This is a genomic window from Escherichia sp. MOD1-EC6842 (assembly GCF_002965705.1).
GTDB classification, from domain to species: Bacteria; Pseudomonadota; Gammaproteobacteria; order Enterobacterales; family Enterobacteriaceae; genus Escherichia; species Escherichia ruysiae.
Genome location: NZ_PTRF01000009.1, coordinates 70,095 through 86,548 on the forward strand (window position 1 = coordinate 70,095; position 16,454 = coordinate 86,548).

Genomic DNA, 16,454 nt, shown 5'->3' on the forward strand with positions numbered 1-16,454 from the left:
TATGTTCAGGCAGTTGAAAAAAAACCTGGTTGCAACCCTCATTGCTGCTATGACCATCGGTCAGGTAGCCCCGGCGTTTGCCGATAGCGCAGACACCTTGCCGGATATGGGAACCTCCGCAGGAAGCACGCTTTCCATTGGTCAGGAAATGCAGATGGGCGACTATTATGTCCGCCAGCTACGCGGCAGCGCACCGTTAATTAATGACCCGCTATTAACGCAATATATTAATTCGCTGGGGATGCGCCTGGTTTCACATGCCAACTCAGTTAAGACACCGTTTCATTTCTTTCTGATCAACAATGACGAAATTAACGCCTTTGCTTTCTTTGGCGGCAACGTGGTGCTGCACTCTGCCCTGTTCCGTTATTCCGATAACGAAAGTCAACTGGCTTCAGTTATGGCGCACGAAATCTCCCACGTCACCCAACGTCACCTGGCGCGAGCGATGGAAGATCAGCAGCGCAGCGCGCCACTGACCTGGGTCGGGGCGTTAGGTTCTATTTTACTGGCAATGGCCAGCCCGCAGGCGGGGATGGCGGCGCTGACCGGTACACTGGCGGGAACGCGCCAGGGGATGATCAGCTTCACCCAGCAAAATGAACAGGAAGCGGACCGCATTGGTATTCAAGTGCTGCAACGCTCGGGGTTCGATCCGCAGGCGATGCCGACCTTCCTCGAAAAACTGCTCGATCAGGCACGTTACTCTTCGCGTCCGCCGGAAATTTTGCTGACTCACCCGCTGCCGGAAAGCCGTCTGGCTGATGCCCGTAACCGTGCCAATCAGATGCGCCCAATGGTGGTGCAGTCGTCGGAAGATTTCTATCTGGCGAAAGCGCGCACACTGGGGATGTACAATTCCGGACGTAATCAGCTCACCAGTGATTTGCTGGATGAATGGGCAAAAGGTAACGTTCGTCAGCAACGAGCGGCGCAATATGGTCGTGCTCTACAGGCGATGGAAGCCAATAAATACGACGAGGCACGGAAAACGCTGCAACCGTTACTGGCGGCAGAACCCGGCAACGCGTGGTATCTCGATCTGGCTACCGATATCGATCTTGGGCAAAACAAAGCCAATGACGCGATCAATCGCCTGAAAAATGCCCGTGATTTGCGCACCAATCCTGTGTTGCAGCTCAACCTGGCGAACGCTTATCTGCAAGGGGGGCAACCACAGGAAGCCGCCAATATTCTGAACCGCTACACCTTTAACAATAAAGATGACAGCAATGGCTGGGATTTACTGGCACAGGCGGAGGCCGCGCTAAATAATCGCGATCAGGAACTGGCAGCGCGAGCAGAAGGTTATGCGCTCGCCGGGCGACTCGATCAGGCAATTTCCTTGTTGAGTAGCGCCAGTTCGCAGGTGAAATTAGGCAGCCTGCAACAAGCGCGTTACGATGCGCGCATCGACCAGTTGCGCCAGTTGCAGGAACGCTTTAAGCCTTATACCAAGATGTAATTTGCATTAAAGGAAGAACAATGACCAAACAGGTAAAAATCTACCATAACCCACGCTGTTCAAAGAGCCGGGAAACGCTGACCCTGCTGAAAGAAAACGGCGTGGAGCCAGAAGTGGTGCTCTATCTTGAGACTCCCGCCGATGCGGCAACGCTGCGCGATTTACTGAAAATGCTGGGGATGAATAGCGCCCGTGAATTGATGCGCCAGAAAGAAGATCTTTATAAAGAGCTGAACCTGGCTGACAGTTCGCTTAGCGAAGAGGCGCTGATTCAGGCGATGGTGGATAATCCGAAGCTGATGGAGCGCCCGATTGTGGTCGCCAATGGCAAAGCGCGGATTGGACGTCCACCGGAGCAAGTGCTGGAAATCGTGGATTAAGATGTGCCCCATCGCTAGTTAAGGCACATTGCCGGATGCGACGCTTGCCGCGTCTTGTCCGGCCCAGGAATACTATGGATTAACTTCGCGTAGGTCGGATAAGGCGCTCGCGCCGCATCCGACAATAAACACCTTATCTACAACTTCAGAATTTCTTTCACAAACGGAATGGTCAGCTTACGTTGCGCGGTAATCGACGCACGATCCAACTGATCCAGTGTCATAAATAGCGTGCGCATCTCTCTGTCGAGCCGCTTCAGCAAGAAGCGTCCCACATCTTCCGGTAGTTCAAAACCACGCAAACGCGCGCGTAACTGTAGCGCCTGCAACTTATCTTCATCAGAAAGTGGCTGCAATTTGTAGATCTGCCCCCAGTCAAGACGCGACGCGAGATCCGGTAATCCCAGATTCAACTGACGCGGTGGACGATCGCCGGTGATCAACAACCGTGTTTTGCCCGACTCCAGAATCCGATTGTAGAGATCGAAAATCGCCATCTCCCACAACTCATCGCCGGCAATACACTCGATATTGTCGATGCAAACCAGCGACAAATGCTCCATACCGTCGAGCACTTCCGGGACAAACCAGGTGCGTTTATCCAGCGGGACATAGCCCACCGCATCGCCACGCTGCGACAATTCCGCGCAAGCCGCGTGCAGCAGATGGCTGCGCCCCGCGCCTTCGCGTGCCCAGAGATAGATGTAACCGCTATGTTCCTGACGCAGCACGTTTTGCAGCGCGGCCAGTAGAGAGGAGTTATCCCCCGGCCAGAAACTTGCAAAGGTTTCGTCGTCAGGAAGATAAAGTGGCAAAGAGAGCTGTGCCGGTGTGTTCAGAGATACCTCAACCAGGATTTCACAAAATCGCGAGAAGTTTACCACAGAATCCCATGATGTTTGAACCGGGCAGCAGCACTGCCCGGTCGGTACATTATTTGTCTGTTATATCTGCGTCTTCTGCGTCCAGCACCACTTCTTCAGGGCGCAGCACGCTAATCAGTTTGAAGATCAGGCTTAAGCCGATACCGACGATAGTCGCCAGCGCCATGCCTTTCAGCTCCGCCGCGCCGATGTTTACCTTGGCACCACTGACGCCGATGATCAAAATCACGGAAGTCAGGATCAGGTTCTGTGCTTTGTTGTAATCCACTTTCGATTCGATCAACACACGAATACCGGAAGCACCGATGACACCGTAAAGCAGCAGCGAAACGCCGCCCATCACCGGCAATGGGATCATCTGGATAGCAGCCGCCAGTTTACCGACGCAGGAAAGCAGGATAGCAAAAATCGCCGCGCCGCCGATAACCCAGGTACTGTAAACACGGGTGATCGCCATCACGCCAATGTTTTCCCCGTAGGTGGTGTTTGGCGTGGAGCCAAAGAAGCCGGAGATCACGGTCGACAAGCCGTTAGCAAACATCGAACGGTGCAGACCTGGATCGCGCAGCAGATCTTTTTTGACGATATTAGCCGTTACTACCAGGTGCCCTACGTGTTCGGCAATAACCACTAACGCCGCTGGCAGAATTGTCAGAATGGCAAACCACTCGAAGCGCGGCGTATAGAGGGTTGGCAGCGCAAACCAGTGAGCATTAATAATCGGCGTGGTATCGACAATTCCCATGGCGAAAGAGAGCGCGTAGCCCACCAGCACGCCAATTAAAATCGGGATAATTGCCAGGAAACCACGAAACAGCACGGAACCTAAAACCGTAACCGCCAGGGTGGTAATGGAGATGATGATGGTTTTGGAGTCTGGCGTTTGCCCTTCAGCCGGGAGTAACCCCGCCATACCGGCAGCTACGCCCGCCAGCTCCAGACCGATGACGGCAACGATTGCGCCCATTGCCGCAGGTGGAAACAGCACGTCCAGCCAGCCGGTTCCCGCTTTCTTCACGATGAAAGAGACCAGGCAGAACAGCACGCCGCACATAATAAAGCCGCCCAGCGCGACTTCATATCCCAATGGCAACAGTAACAATACCGGTGAAATAAAGGCAAAGCTGGAACCAAGATAAGCCGGGATTTTCCCTTTACAGATGAAGAGATACAGCAGCGTCCCGATACCGTTAAATAACAGTACAGTCGCCGGGTTAATATGAAATAAGACGGGCACCAGGACGGTTGCACCAAACATGGCGAACAAATGTTGCAAACTAAGCGGGATTGTCTGTAAAAGTGGCGGTCTTTCACTCACCCCGATAGCACAGCGCGTCATAGTATATTCCTCTGTATTATATGTTATAGGCGCTTTACTCAAAAAAAAGCCGACTCTTAAAGTCGGCTTTAATTATTTTTATTCTTTATTTTGTACCAAAGATTTTGTCACCGGCATCGCCAAGACCCGGAATAATGTATCCGTGCTCGTTCAATCCCTGGTCAATCGATGCAGTATATAGCTCGACGTCCGGGTGCGCTTTTTCCAGCGCAGCGATACCTTCTGGTGCAGCGACCAGCACCAGAACTTTGATGCTGCTGCAGCCCGCTTTTTTCAACAGGTCGATAGTCGCGATAACGGAACCACCGGTTGCCAGCATTGGGTCAACGATCAGCGCCATACGCTCATCGATGTTAGAAACCAGTTTCTGGAAGTACGGTACTGGTTCCAGCGTTTCTTCATTACGGTACATACCTACTACGCTGATGCGCGCGCTCGGAACGTTTTCCAGCACGCCATCCATCATCCCCAGACCAGCGCGCAGAATCGGCACCACGGTAATTTTCTTACCTTTAATCTGGTCGATTTCCACCGGGCCGTTCCAGCCTTCGATGGTTACTTTTTCAGTTTCGAGGTCAGCGGTCGCTTCGTAAGTCAGCAGGCTACCCACTTCGGAAGCGAGTTCGCGAAAGCGCTTGGTGCTGATATCTTGCTCACGCATCAGTCCCAGCTTGTGTTTGACGAGTGGGTGTTTGACTTCCACGATCTTCATACTCTTTCTCCTTTGAGGGCAGCCACAAAAAAAATCGACGGATTATACCGCCTTTCTTCAAGGCGGCAATATTATTTTCGTTGACTTCAGTCAAGATCATAAAGATTTTAGATAAAGTTATTTTATAATCAAATAGTTAATAGTGGTAATTATCCTGGCAAAAAATCATTCATCCTCTCTATGTACACATTTTTTTGTCACTCTCTCGGTAAAAAGAGGTTAAAAAAGGTTATGTAAAGCAGTCTCGCAAACGTTTGCTTTCCCTGTTAGAATTGCGCCGAATTTTATTTTTCTACCGCAAGTAACGCGTGGGGACCCAAGCAGTGACCGATAAAACCTCTCTTAGCTACAAAGATGCCGGTGTTGATATAGACGCAGGTAATGCTCTGGTTGGAAGAATCAAAGGCGTAGTGAAGAAAACGCGTCGCCCGGAAGTGATGGGCGGTCTGGGCGGCTTCGGTGCGCTGTGTGCGTTGCCGCAAAAATATCGTGAACCCGTGCTGGTTTCCGGCACTGACGGTGTAGGCACCAAGCTGCGCCTGGCAATGGACTTAAAACGTCACGACACCATTGGTATCGATCTGGTCGCCATGTGCGTTAATGACCTGGTGGTGCAAGGCGCTGAGCCGCTGTTTTTCCTCGACTATTACGCAACCGGAAAATTAGATGTCGATACTGCTTCATCAGTGATCAGCGGCATCGCCGAAGGTTGTCTGCAATCCGGGTGTTCTCTGGTAGGTGGCGAAACGGCGGAAATGCCGGGGATGTATCACGGTGAAGATTATGACGTTGCGGGTTTCTGCGTTGGCGTGGTAGAAAAATCAGAAATCATCGACGGTTCTAAAGTCAGCGACGGCGATGTGCTGATTGCGCTTGGCTCCAGCGGTCCGCATTCGAACGGCTATTCGCTGGTGCGCAAAATTCTCGAAGTCAGCGGTTGTGATCCACAAACTACCGAACTTGATGGTAAGCCATTAGCCGATCATCTGTTGGCACCGACCCGCATTTACGTGAAGTCAGTGCTGGAGTTGATCGAAAAGGTCGACGTGCACGCTATTGCGCACCTGACCGGTGGCGGCTTCTGGGAAAATATTCCGCGCGTATTGCCGGAAAACACTCAGGCAGTCATTGATGAATCCTCCTGGCAGTGGCCGGAAGTGTTCAACTGGCTGCAAACGGCGGGTAATGTCGAGCGCCATGAAATGTATCGCACCTTCAACTGCGGCGTCGGGATGATTATCGCCCTGCCTGCTCCGGAAGTGGACAAAGCTCTCACTCTGCTTAATGCCAACGGTGAAAACGCGTGGAAAATCGGTATCATCAAAGCCTCTGATTCCGAACAACGCGTGGTTATCGAATAATGAATATTGTGGTGCTTATTTCCGGCAACGGAAGTAACTTGCAGGCAATTATAGACGCCTGCAAAACCAACAAAATTAAAGGCACCCTACGGGCAGTTTTCAGTAATAAGGCCGACGCGTTCGGCCTTGAACGCGCCCGCAAAGCCGGTATTGCAACGCATACGCTCATCGCCAGCGCGTTTGACAGTCGTGAAGCCTATGACCGGGAGTTGATTCACGAGATCGATATGTACGCTCCCGACGTGGTTGTACTGGCCGGTTTTATGCGCATTCTCAGCCCGGCGTTTGTCTCCCACTATGCTGGTCGTTTGCTGAACATTCACCCTTCCCTGCTGCCAAAATATCCCGGTTTGCACACCCATCGTCAGGCGCTGGAAAATGGCGACGAGGAACACGGTACATCGGTGCATTTCGTTACCGATGAACTGGACGGTGGGCCGGTTATTTTACAGGCAAAAGTCCCTGTATTTGCCGGTGATACAGAAGATGAAATCACCGCCCGCGTACAAACCCAGGAGCACGCTATTTATCCGCTGGTGATTAGCTGGTTTGCCGATGGTCGTCTGAAGATGCACGAAAACGCCGCGTGGCTGGATGGTCAGCGTCTGCCGCCGCAGGGCTACGCTGCCGACGAGTAACGCCGCCGTAGTTAAAGCGCCAGCCCTGCGTTGGCGTTTTTCAATTCACCTGTAAATCGCAGGCTCCAGCAGTTTTTTTCTCCCTTTTCTGGCATAGTTGGACATCTGCCAATATTGCTCGCCATAATATCCAGGCAGTGTCCCGTGAATAAAACGGAGTAAAAGTGGTAATGGGTCAGGAAAAGCTATACATCGAAAAAGAGCTCAGTTGGTTATCGTTCAATGAACGCGTGCTTCAGGAAGCGGCGGACAAATCTAACCCGCTGATTGAAAGGATGCGTTTCCTGGGGATCTATTCCAATAACCTTGATGAGTTCTATAAAGTCCGCTTCGCTGAACTGAAGCGACGCATCATTATTAGCGAAGAACAAGGTTCTAATTCTCATTCCCGCCATTTGCTGGGCAAAATTCAATCCCGCGTGCTGAAAGCCGATCAGGAATTCGACGGCCTCTACAACGAACTGTTGCTGGAGATGGCGCGCAACCAGATTTTCCTGATTAATGAACGCCAGCTCTCTGTCAATCAACAAAACTGGCTGCGTCATTATTTTAAGCAGTATCTGCGTCAGCACATTACGCCGATTCTAATCAACCCTGACACTGACTTAGTGCAGTTCCTGAAAGATGACTACACCTATCTGGCGGTAGAAATTATCCGTGGCGACACTATTCGTTACGCGCTGCTGGAGATCCCCTCAGATAAAGTGCCGCGCTTTGTGAATTTGCCGCCGGAAGCACCGCGCAGACGCAAGCCTATGATTCTTCTGGATAACATTCTGCGTTACTGCCTTGATGATATTTTCAAAGGCTTCTTTGATTATGACGCGCTGAATGCCTATTCAATGAAGATGACCCGCGATGCTGAATACGATTTAGTGCACGAGATGGAAGCCAGCCTGATGGAGCTGATGTCTTCCAGTCTGAAGCAGCGTTTAACCGCAGAACCGGTGCGTTTTGTTTATCAGCGCGATATGCCCAGTGCTCTGGTTGAGGTGTTGCGCGAAAAACTGACGATTTCCCGCTACGACTCCATCGTACCCGGTGGTCGTTATCATAATTTTAAAGACTTTATTAATTTCCCCAATGTCGGCAAAGCGAATCTGGTGAATAAGCCACTGCCACGTTTACGCCACATTTGGTTTGATAAAGCCCAGTTCCGTAACGGTTTTGATGCCATTCGCGAACACGATGTGCTGCTCTATTATCCTTATCACACTTTTGAACATGTGCTGGAACTGCTACGCCAGGCCTCGTTCGACCCAAGCGTACTGGCGATTAAAATTAACATTTACCGCGTAGCGAAAGATTCGCGCATCATCGACTCGATGATCCACGCCGCTCACAACGGTAAGAAAGTCACCGTGGTGGTTGAGTTACAGGCGCGTTTCGATGAAGAAGCCAACATTCACTGGGCAAAACGGCTGACTGAAGCGGGCGTACACGTAATTTTCTCTGCGCCGGGGCTGAAAATTCACGCCAAACTGTTCCTGATTTCACGTAAAGAAAACGGCGAAGTCGTGCGTTACGCGCATATCGGAACCGGGAACTTTAATGAAAAAACCGCGCGTCTTTATACCGACTACTCACTGCTGACCGCCGATGCGCGCATCACCAACGAAGTACGGCGGGTGTTCAACTTTATTGAAAATCCATACCGTCCGGTGACTTTCGATTATTTAATGGTGTCGCCGCAAAACTCCCGTCGTTTGCTGTATGAAATGGTGGATCGTGAGATAGCCAACGCTCAACAAGGGCTGCCTTGCGGTATTACCCTGAAACTGAATAACCTGGTCGATAAAGGTCTGGTCGATCGACTGTATGCGGCCTCCAGTTCCGGCGTGCCGGTAAATCTACTGGTACGCGGAATGTGTTCGCTGATCCCCAATCTGGAAGGTATTAGCGACAATATTCGTGCTATTAGTATTGTCGATCGTTACCTTGAACATGATCGGGTTTATATTTTTGAAAACGGCGGCGATAAAAAAGTTTACCTTTCTTCCGCCGACTGGATGACACGCAATATTGATTATCGTATTGAAGTGGCTACACCGCTACTCGATCCCCGACTGAAGCAGCGGGTGCTGGACATCATCGAAATTCTGTTCAGCGACACGGTCAAAGCGCGTTATATCGATAAAGAACTCAGTAATCGCTACGTCCCCCGTGGTAACCGCCGCAAAGTACGGGCGCAATTGGCGATCTACGACTACATCAAATCACTCGAACAATCTGAATAACCCTATGCCAATACACGACAAATCCCCTCGCCCACAGGAGTTTGCTGCGGTCGATCTTGGTTCAAACAGTTTCCACATGGTCATTGCCCGTGTGGTTGATGGCGCAATGCAGATTATTGGTCGCCTGAAACAACGGGTACATCTGGCGGACGGCCTGGGGCCAGATAATATGTTGAGTGAGGAAGCGATGACGCGTGGCTTAAACTGCCTGTCGCTGTTTGCCGAACGCCTACAGGGTTTTTCTCCTTCCAGCGTCTGTATTGTCGGAACCCATACTCTACGTCAGGCGCTGAATGCTACTGACTTTCTGAAGCGAGCAGAAAAGGTTATCCCCTACCCGATTGAAATTATTTCCGGCAACGAAGAAGCGCGTCTGATTTTTATGGGCGTGGAGCATACCCAGCCGGAAAAAGGCCGCAAACTGGTTATTGATATTGGTGGCGGCTCAACAGAACTGGTGATTGGTGAAAATTTCGAACCTATTCTCGTGGAAAGTCGCCGGATGGGTTGTGTCAGCTTTGCCCAGCTTTATTTCCAGGGCGGCGTCATCAATAAAGAAAATTTTCAGCGCGCACGCATGGCAGCAGCGCAAAAACTTGAAACCTTAACCTGGCAATTCCGTATCCAGGGCTGGAATGTGGCAATGGGCGCTTCCGGCACCATTAAAGCTACTCATGAAGTGTTGATGGAAATGGGCGAGAAAGACGGGATAATTACCCCGGAACGTCTGGAAAAACTGGTAAAAGAGGTTTTACGGCACCGTAATTTCGCATCGCTGAGTTTACCGGGTCTTTCCGAAGAGCGGAAAACTGTCTTCGTTCCTGGACTGGCGATTTTATGCGGTGTGTTTGATGCCTTAGCCATCCGTGAACTGCGACTTTCTGACGGGGCGCTTCGTGAAGGCGTACTGTATGAGATGGAAGGACGTTTTCGCCATCAGGATGTGCGTAGCCGCACCGCCAGTAGTCTGGCTAACCAGTATCATATCGACAGTGAACAGGCACGACGGGTGCTGGATACCACTATGCAAATGTACGGACAGTGGCGAGAACAACAACCGAAGCTGGCGCATCCGCAACTGGAGGCGCTACTGCGATGGGCCGCCATGCTGCATGAGGTCGGGTTGAATATCAACCATAGCGGTTTGCATCGCCACTCCGCTTATATTCTGCAAAACAGCGACTTGCCGGGTTTTAATCAGGAACAGCAGTTGATGATGGCGACACTGGTGCGCTATCACCGTAAAGCGATTAAGCTCGACGATCTGCCGCGCTTTACCTTGTTTAAGAAGAAACAGTTCCTGCCACTGATTCAGCTATTACGCCTTGGCGTATTACTCAATAATCAACGTCAGGCTACCACCACGCCGCCAACATTGACGCTGATTACCGATGACAGCCACTGGACCCTGCGTTTTCCGCATGACTGGTTTAGCCAGAACGCGCTAGTATTGCTTGATCTGGAAAAGGAACAAGAATACTGGGAAGGCGTGGCTGGCTGGCGACTAAAAATTGAAGAAGAAAGCACGCCTGAAATTGCGGCTTAATATGAAATGAAAACGGGCCAACATGTTATGTTGGCCCAAATAAATTACGCGCTTTCCCGGACTGGCTCTCTTTCACCCAGTATCGCCACTAACGGCTGAGGTTCACCAATCAAAAATCCTTGCAGATAATCAATACCTAAAGAATGCACCGCTTTGCGAATCTCTTCATTTTCAACATATTCCGCAACCACTTGCATTTTCTTCATTCGCGCCAGATGACAAATTGACGCCACTATCTGGTAATCCAGACTATTCGAGGCAATATTGCGTATGAAGCTGCCATCAATTTTTAATAAATTGGCATTCACATTTTTTAGCCGCGCATAACTGGCGTAGCCGGTGCCGAAATCATCAATTGCAATTTGACATCCTAACTCCTGAAGATGCAGCAACGTATTCTGCGCCTGCTTAACATTGGTCAGGGTATTACTCTCGGTTACCTCAAAGATAAGCTGCCACGCTTCTATTTGATATTTACTTAAAAATTTACTGATATCTAAAGGGAAACTCGCCTGACAAACGGAAGTTGGCGACAGGTTAATAGCAAACCGACGAGCTGGCATTTTTTCTCTATTTTCTGCCATAAATTGCAGTGTATGCTCGATAACCCACATGTCGATACTGGACGATAAGCCAAACTCATGCGCGACCGGTAAGAAATTGTCAGGATTGATGAGTTCGCCATTATCTCCTTTCATGCGCAGCAGAATTTCATGATAAACATCACCGCGCACCCCTGTAATCGGCTGAGCCATCAGGCAAAAATCGTTATGCTCAAGCGCCTGTTGTAGCCGATTCATCATCGCCACCTTGTCTTTCAATTCACGTTGTAAATACATTGCCCCGCGACGCTGCATATTTTCCGGGGTATTGGTCACGATAGAAAGTTCGGCAACCATATTTAGCTCTCCCAGCAGCAGATATATATGATTAACCGGTGAGCGGACATAGCAATAACTGACGCCAATCTGAGGCTGTAACGGCATTCCATCCCAAAAGAAACGAAACTGCTTCAGATGATTATCCAGCGTGGTAATGCGCTCCTGGTATGATTCTGTATTCAGTCGCAACGCAAGGTCGTTACCGGAAAGCTGATAAACAGCTTCGCCCGGTTCCAGCAACGGTGTCAGCCAGTGTGAAAGTTTTTGTTTATATTGAATGCGTAGCATGATGCCATAGTTCTTTACCAGCATTTCCATGCCAGGGATGCGTAAATAACATAGCGCGGACCAGGGAGCATCACGCAATGCGCGATTCAGGGCACGAATGTTTGGCAGATGAACAACCGGATCCACATATGCAAGCCGTTGAATGCGTCTGACCACCGCTCGCTGACGGGTTGCCAGAACAGCCATATAATTCACAATAAAAGAAAATACCAGATAACTGGAGGAAGTTATGGTCAGTTGCGTGGTATATCCAGGATAAAGGGGAATGTAATTCTGATAGCTGTGAATGCTGATCATCAGCACTACCGCCCAGAGCAGTGATATAAACTTATAGCCATAGCGCATTGCTCCCCACATCATCAGCGGTAGCAATAACGATAACGTATAGTTGGTGCTAAAAATTGTGCTTTTTTCATTTAATGGCATACATAGCAACAACAACAACGCACCCAATGCAAGCAACCAGATCGCAAATTCTTTTTTGGTAACCTTTTTGTCAACCTGCTGTTTTAATTGCGAATAATAGCTACGTAAATAAAACGGATTCCGCACCACCCGAATGATGAAGTAGCACAGTGGGACGCCGATAAGATTACCTACCAGCAAGGCCTGGTAATTGATTAATGTCCCGAGGTTAAAGGGCATAACCCCTACCAGATTATCTCTGCTCGCCAGTAACCCTACAAATGCCGCAAACTGGAAAAGTACCAGAAACAACGTTGCAGGAAAAACAATCTGCCAGAAAATTCGCTGGGAAATTAAGCGGATATCACCATGTGAAACGTTGTTACGCCGGGGAGAAAAGACCCTGTAACCGCCCCAACAAATAATAATAATGATAATAAAATTAGCTGTTAAGGAAAGCGTTTCATAAAGGCCAAGCTCCGCATACTTACGAACAAAAATGCCTAATGCTATACCCGGTAATGCAGCCCAGCTAAAAAACATCATCATGCTGATCATCAGAGCCAGGGGCAGATAAAAGAGAAAGACTTCACCGGAGGAAATATGCGCAAAAGTATTTATTTGTGCGAAAATGGGCAAGATTAAAGAAGGCAGGATCAGCGGAAGCCCCCACCATTTATCACGTATTTTTATATAAGTTGCATTCAGTTTCATAGATGCTCAACAGAATTCCCCACATCCTGAAAGGGGTGTATTCAGACAGGCATCCCACCTGAATTCGACGGATGATTATTCATCACTATAGAGAGTATCGATTCTAAGTGTCATATGAAAGTTCCAATTGATATATATCAAACAAAATAACCATGATTAATGAATTATTACGTTTATCATGTTAAGCCATCATTATTACATCATTGTTGTAAATAATTAAATCAATTTCCATAACATTAGAATATGTATCCGCTGACGCTTTTTTACATAATAGAGAATTGACCATTTTGCCCAGGTGTGCCTTAATGTAAGTACCGTCCACAGAGTGGGACATACTTCAAGGAACCTTTTGTGAGTCAGGCAACCAGTATGCGAAAACGACACCGATTTAACAGTCGCATGACCCGTATCGTACTGCTCATCAGCTTTATCTTCTTCTTTGGTCGCTTTATCTACTCGTCCGTGGGTGCCTGGCAGCATCATCAGAGCAAAAAAGAAGCGCAGCAATCCACTCTCTCTATCGAATCCCCGGTACAACGTTAGCGGTTACCTTCTCCATTTTAACTTAACAAGACGGCGCATTGCTGCCCGATGTTTTTGCTCTTTATAGTTAACAAAGCGGCAGGCATTCTTTCACCTTAAATTTCACCCATTGTCCCGACTGACGTAGATCCTGCCTTAGAAGGCATAAGCTCTAAATTAATACATATATTTAAATTATATTTATTTAATAATTTATTTCTCGCATGAATTTTCATAAATTTAATCTATTACTTTATACGCAATACATTTACTTTGCTCTTTTGATGATCTTAAATATCTTATTTTTCGTAATGTGTATAACAAGGAATAGTGATGAAATTTAAAAAATGTCTTCTGCCTGTGGCAATTTTAGCGTCATTCACCCTGGCTGGATGCCAGTCAAACGCTGACGATCATGCCGCCGATGTTTATCAAACCGATCAACTGAATACAAAACAAGAAACCAAAACTGTTAATATTATTTCTATTCTTCCTGCCAAAGTTGCCGTAGACAACTCACAAAATAAACGGAACGCACAAGCCTTCGGCGCACTTATTGGCGCAGTCGCTGGCGGCGTTATTGGCCATAACGTCGGCTCCGGCAGTAACTCTGGAACGACGGCAGGTGCAGTTGGCGGCGGAGCCGTAGGTGCGGCGGCAGGTTCTATGGTGAATGATAAAACCTTAGTGGAAGGTGTTTCTTTAACATACAAAGAAGGCACCAAAGTGTATACCTCCACCCAGGTGGGTAAAGAGTGCCAGTTCACGACGGGTTTAGCCGTTGTTATTACCACTACGTATAACGAAACGCGTATTCAGCCAAATACAAAATGTCCTGAAAAAAGCTAATAATCAGGAGGATTCATGAAGAAGGTTTTACTTTGCGCCATCTTAGCCGCCTTAAGTAGTTCAACTTTCGCCTCTTCATTACAGGATCAACTCTCTGCTGTCGCAGAAGCGGAACAGCAAGGTAAAAATGAAGAGCAAAGGCAGCATGACGAATGGGTAGCGGAGCGCAACAGGGAAATCCAGCAAGAGAAGCAACGGCGTGCAAATGCCCAGGCCGCCGCTAACAAAAGAGCGGCAACGGCAGCGGCAAATAAGAAAGCTCGTCAGGATAAACTGGACGCCGAAGCCACTGCGGACAAAAAGCGCGATCAAAGTTATGAGGATGAGCTGCGCAGCTTAGAGATTCAGAAACAAAAACTGGCGCTGGCGAAAGAAGAAGCCCGCGTTAAGCGAGAAAACGAATTTATCGATCAGGAACTGAAGCACAAAGCCGCGCAAACCGATGTTGTGCAGTCAGAAGCTGATGCTAACAGGAATATGACTGAAGGCGGTCGCGATTTAATGAAGAGCGTAGGTAAAGCAGAAGAGAATAAATCGGACAGTTGGTTTAATTAATCGATGTTAGTAACTTCAAGCCTATAATTCTTGAGGATAAAAAACCCTCTGTAGTAACAGAGGGTTTTGTTCATTCATAGTGCAGGGTCAAATCATTCCCACTCAATAGTCGCAGGCGGCTTGCCGCTGATGTCATACACCACGCGGGAAATACCGTTCACTTCATTGATAATGCGATTGGAAACACGACCGAGGAAATCGTACGGCAGGTGCGCCCAGTGTGCGGTCATAAAGTCGATAGTTTCGACAGCACGCAGAGAAACAACCCAATCATACTTACGACCATCGCCCATTACGCCAACGGAACGAACTGGCAGGAAGACAGTGAACGCCTGGCTGACTTTGTCGTACAAATCCGCTTTACGCAGCTCTTCAATGAAGATGGCATCCGCACGGCGCAGCAGGTCGCAGTACTCTTTCTTCACTTCGCCCAGAACACGAACGCCGAGACCCGGCCCCGGGAACGGATGACGGTACAGCATGTCGTACGGCAGGCCCAGCTCCAGACCAATCTTACGCACTTCGTCTTTGAACAGCTCTTTCAGCGGTTCAACCAGGCCCATCTTCATCTCTTTCGGCAGGCCGCCAACGTTGTGGTGAGATTTGATAACGTGCGCTTTACCGGTTGCAGACGCGGCAGATTCAATAACGTCAGGATAGATAGTTCCCTGCGCCAGCCACTTCACATCTTCCAGTTTCAGGGCTTCTTCATCGAATACTTCAACAAAGACACGACCGATGATTTTACGTTTTGCTTCCGGATCGTTTTCGCCAGCCAGTGCTGACAGGAAGCGATCTTCTGCCGGAACGTGAACAATGTTCAGGCCGAAGCGATCGCCAAACATATCCAGAACCTGCTCTGCTTCGTTGAGACGCAGCAGGCCGTTGTCGACAAATACGCAGGTCAGGTTTTTACCAATTGCACGGTGCAGCAGCATCGCAGTAACGGAAGAGTCCACGCCACCAGAGAGGCCAAGGATCACTTTATCGTCGCCCACCTGCTCGCGGATGCGGGCTACCGCGTCGTCGATAATTTTCGCCGGTGTCCACAGGGCTTCACACTGGCAGATATCACGCACAAAACGCTCCAGCATACGCATACCCTGACGGGTGTGAGTCACTTCCGGGTGGAACTGCACACCATAGAAGCGTTTTTCTTCGTTAGCCATAATGGCAAACGGGCAGCTTTCGGTGCTGGCTACGGTGACGAAATCTTGAGGAATCGCAGTTACCTTATCACCGTGGCTCATCCACACGTCAAGCAGCGGTTTGCCATCTGCGCTTAATGCATCTTCGATACCATGAATCAGCGCGCTATCAGTTTGTACTTCAACCTGCGCATAACCAAATTCACGTTCGTTAGAGGCTTCAACATGACCACCTAACTGCATCGCCATAGTCTGCATACCATAGCAAACGCCAAATACCGGTACGCCTGCTTCAAAGACATACTGCGGCGCACGCGGGCTGTTTTCTTCGGTGGTACTTTCCGGGCCGCCGGAAAGAATAATGCCGCTTGGATTGAAGTCACGAATTTGTGCTTCTGTCACATCCCACGCCCACAGTTCGCAGTATACACCCAGTTCACGCACGCGGCGCGCAACCAGTTGAGTGTACTGAGAACCGAAGTCCAGAATGAGGATGCGATGCTTATGAATGTTTTCCGTCATTGACGCTT

The 16,454-nt window shown here is 49.2% G+C and carries 15 protein-coding genes; 9 read left to right on the forward strand and 6 right to left on the reverse strand.

The window, feature by feature from the left end; all coding sequences use genetic code 11:
• Window position 1 precedes the first annotated feature (1 nt).
• Together bepA and arsC are read left to right on the forward strand one after the other, a co-directional pair.
• On the forward strand, window positions 2-1,465 hold the full coding sequence (gene bepA / locus A7Z29_RS12730; protein WP_000489665.1) for a beta-barrel assembly-enhancing protease: 1,464 nt from the start codon (window positions 2-4) through the stop codon (window positions 1,463-1,465).
• Between the two features lie 20 nt (window positions 1,466-1,485).
• On the forward strand, window positions 1,486-1,845 hold the full coding sequence (gene arsC / locus A7Z29_RS12735; protein WP_000166470.1) for an arsenate reductase (glutaredoxin): 360 nt from the start codon (window positions 1,486-1,488) through the stop codon (window positions 1,843-1,845).
• A 137-nt stretch (window positions 1,846-1,982) separates the two neighbouring features.
• Here the strand turns inward: arsC and A7Z29_RS12740 are convergent, their stop codons facing one another.
• The 3 genes from A7Z29_RS12740 to upp form a co-directional block, all read right to left on the reverse strand.
• Window positions 1,983-2,684, reverse strand: coding sequence for a DnaA inactivator Hda (locus tag A7Z29_RS12740; protein WP_001307333.1), 702 nt, complete (start codon window positions 2,682-2,684; stop codon window positions 1,983-1,985).
• A gap of 94 nt (window positions 2,685-2,778) precedes the next feature.
• Complete coding sequence (gene uraA, locus A7Z29_RS12745; RefSeq protein WP_105290328.1) at window positions 2,779-4,068, reverse strand: uracil permease; 1,290 nt, start codon at window positions 4,066-4,068, stop codon at window positions 2,779-2,781.
• 85 nt (window positions 4,069-4,153) lie between these two features.
• Window positions 4,154-4,780: a uracil phosphoribosyltransferase gene (gene upp / locus A7Z29_RS12750; protein WP_001295473.1), complete on the reverse strand. Its 627-nt coding sequence runs from the start codon at window positions 4,778-4,780 to the stop codon at window positions 4,154-4,156.
• A 323-nt stretch (window positions 4,781-5,103) separates the two neighbouring features.
• Between upp and purM the strand changes: the two genes are divergently transcribed.
• From purM to ppx, 4 genes are all read left to right on the forward strand, one after another.
• Complete coding sequence (purM, locus tag A7Z29_RS12755) at window positions 5,104-6,141, forward strand: phosphoribosylformylglycinamidine cyclo-ligase (protein ID WP_010344571.1); 1,038 nt, start codon at window positions 5,104-5,106, stop codon at window positions 6,139-6,141.
• Window positions 6,141-6,779, forward strand: coding sequence for a phosphoribosylglycinamide formyltransferase (gene purN, locus A7Z29_RS12760; RefSeq protein WP_001028605.1), 639 nt, complete (start codon window positions 6,141-6,143; stop codon window positions 6,777-6,779). The genes purM and purN overlap by 1 nt, the downstream gene beginning before the upstream one ends.
• 170 nt (window positions 6,780-6,949) lie before the next feature.
• Window positions 6,950-9,016, forward strand: a complete 2,067-nt coding sequence (ppk1, locus tag A7Z29_RS12765; protein ID WP_010344570.1) for a polyphosphate kinase 1 — start codon at window positions 6,950-6,952, stop codon at window positions 9,014-9,016.
• A 4-nt stretch (window positions 9,017-9,020) separates the two neighbouring features.
• A complete protein-coding gene (gene ppx, locus A7Z29_RS12770) occupies window positions 9,021-10,562 on the forward strand; it encodes an exopolyphosphatase (protein WP_105290329.1) in 1,542 nt (513 codons plus the stop codon).
• Between the two features lie 44 nt (window positions 10,563-10,606).
• Here the strand turns inward: ppx and A7Z29_RS12775 are convergent, their stop codons facing one another.
• Together A7Z29_RS12775 and A7Z29_RS23485 are read right to left on the reverse strand one after the other, a co-directional pair.
• Window positions 10,607-12,850, reverse strand: coding sequence for a bifunctional diguanylate cyclase/phosphodiesterase (locus tag A7Z29_RS12775; protein WP_105290330.1), 2,244 nt, complete (start codon window positions 12,848-12,850; stop codon window positions 10,607-10,609).
• Between the two features lie 181 nt (window positions 12,851-13,031).
• Window positions 13,032-13,184 (reverse strand): hypothetical protein, encoded by a 153-nt coding sequence (locus A7Z29_RS23485; RefSeq protein WP_000019880.1) that lies wholly within the window; start codon window positions 13,182-13,184, stop codon window positions 13,032-13,034.
• A gap of 17 nt (window positions 13,185-13,201) precedes the next feature.
• On the opposite strand from A7Z29_RS23485, the gene A7Z29_RS12785 reads away from it, so the two are divergent.
• From A7Z29_RS12785 to A7Z29_RS12795, 3 genes are all read left to right on the forward strand, one after another.
• On the forward strand, window positions 13,202-13,393 hold the full coding sequence (locus tag A7Z29_RS12785; RefSeq protein ID WP_000075999.1) for a YfgG family protein: 192 nt from the start codon (window positions 13,202-13,204) through the stop codon (window positions 13,391-13,393).
• Window positions 13,394-13,702: 309 nt separating this feature from the next.
• Window positions 13,703-14,221, forward strand: a complete 519-nt coding sequence (locus tag A7Z29_RS12790; RefSeq protein ID WP_010344568.1) for an outer membrane lipoprotein — start codon at window positions 13,703-13,705, stop codon at window positions 14,219-14,221.
• 15 nt (window positions 14,222-14,236) lie between these two features.
• Window positions 14,237-14,776: a DUF5384 family protein gene (locus A7Z29_RS12795; protein WP_000756785.1), complete on the forward strand. Its 540-nt coding sequence runs from the start codon at window positions 14,237-14,239 to the stop codon at window positions 14,774-14,776.
• A gap of 92 nt (window positions 14,777-14,868) precedes the next feature.
• Here A7Z29_RS12795 and guaA read toward each other — a convergent pair whose 3' ends face one another.
• Window positions 14,869-16,446 carry a glutamine-hydrolyzing GMP synthase gene (guaA, locus tag A7Z29_RS12800; protein WP_000138265.1) on the reverse strand — a complete coding sequence of 526 codons (1,578 nt, stop codon included), beginning with the start codon at window positions 16,444-16,446 and terminating at the stop codon, window positions 14,869-14,871.
• Between the last annotated feature and the right edge of the window lie 8 nt (window positions 16,447-16,454).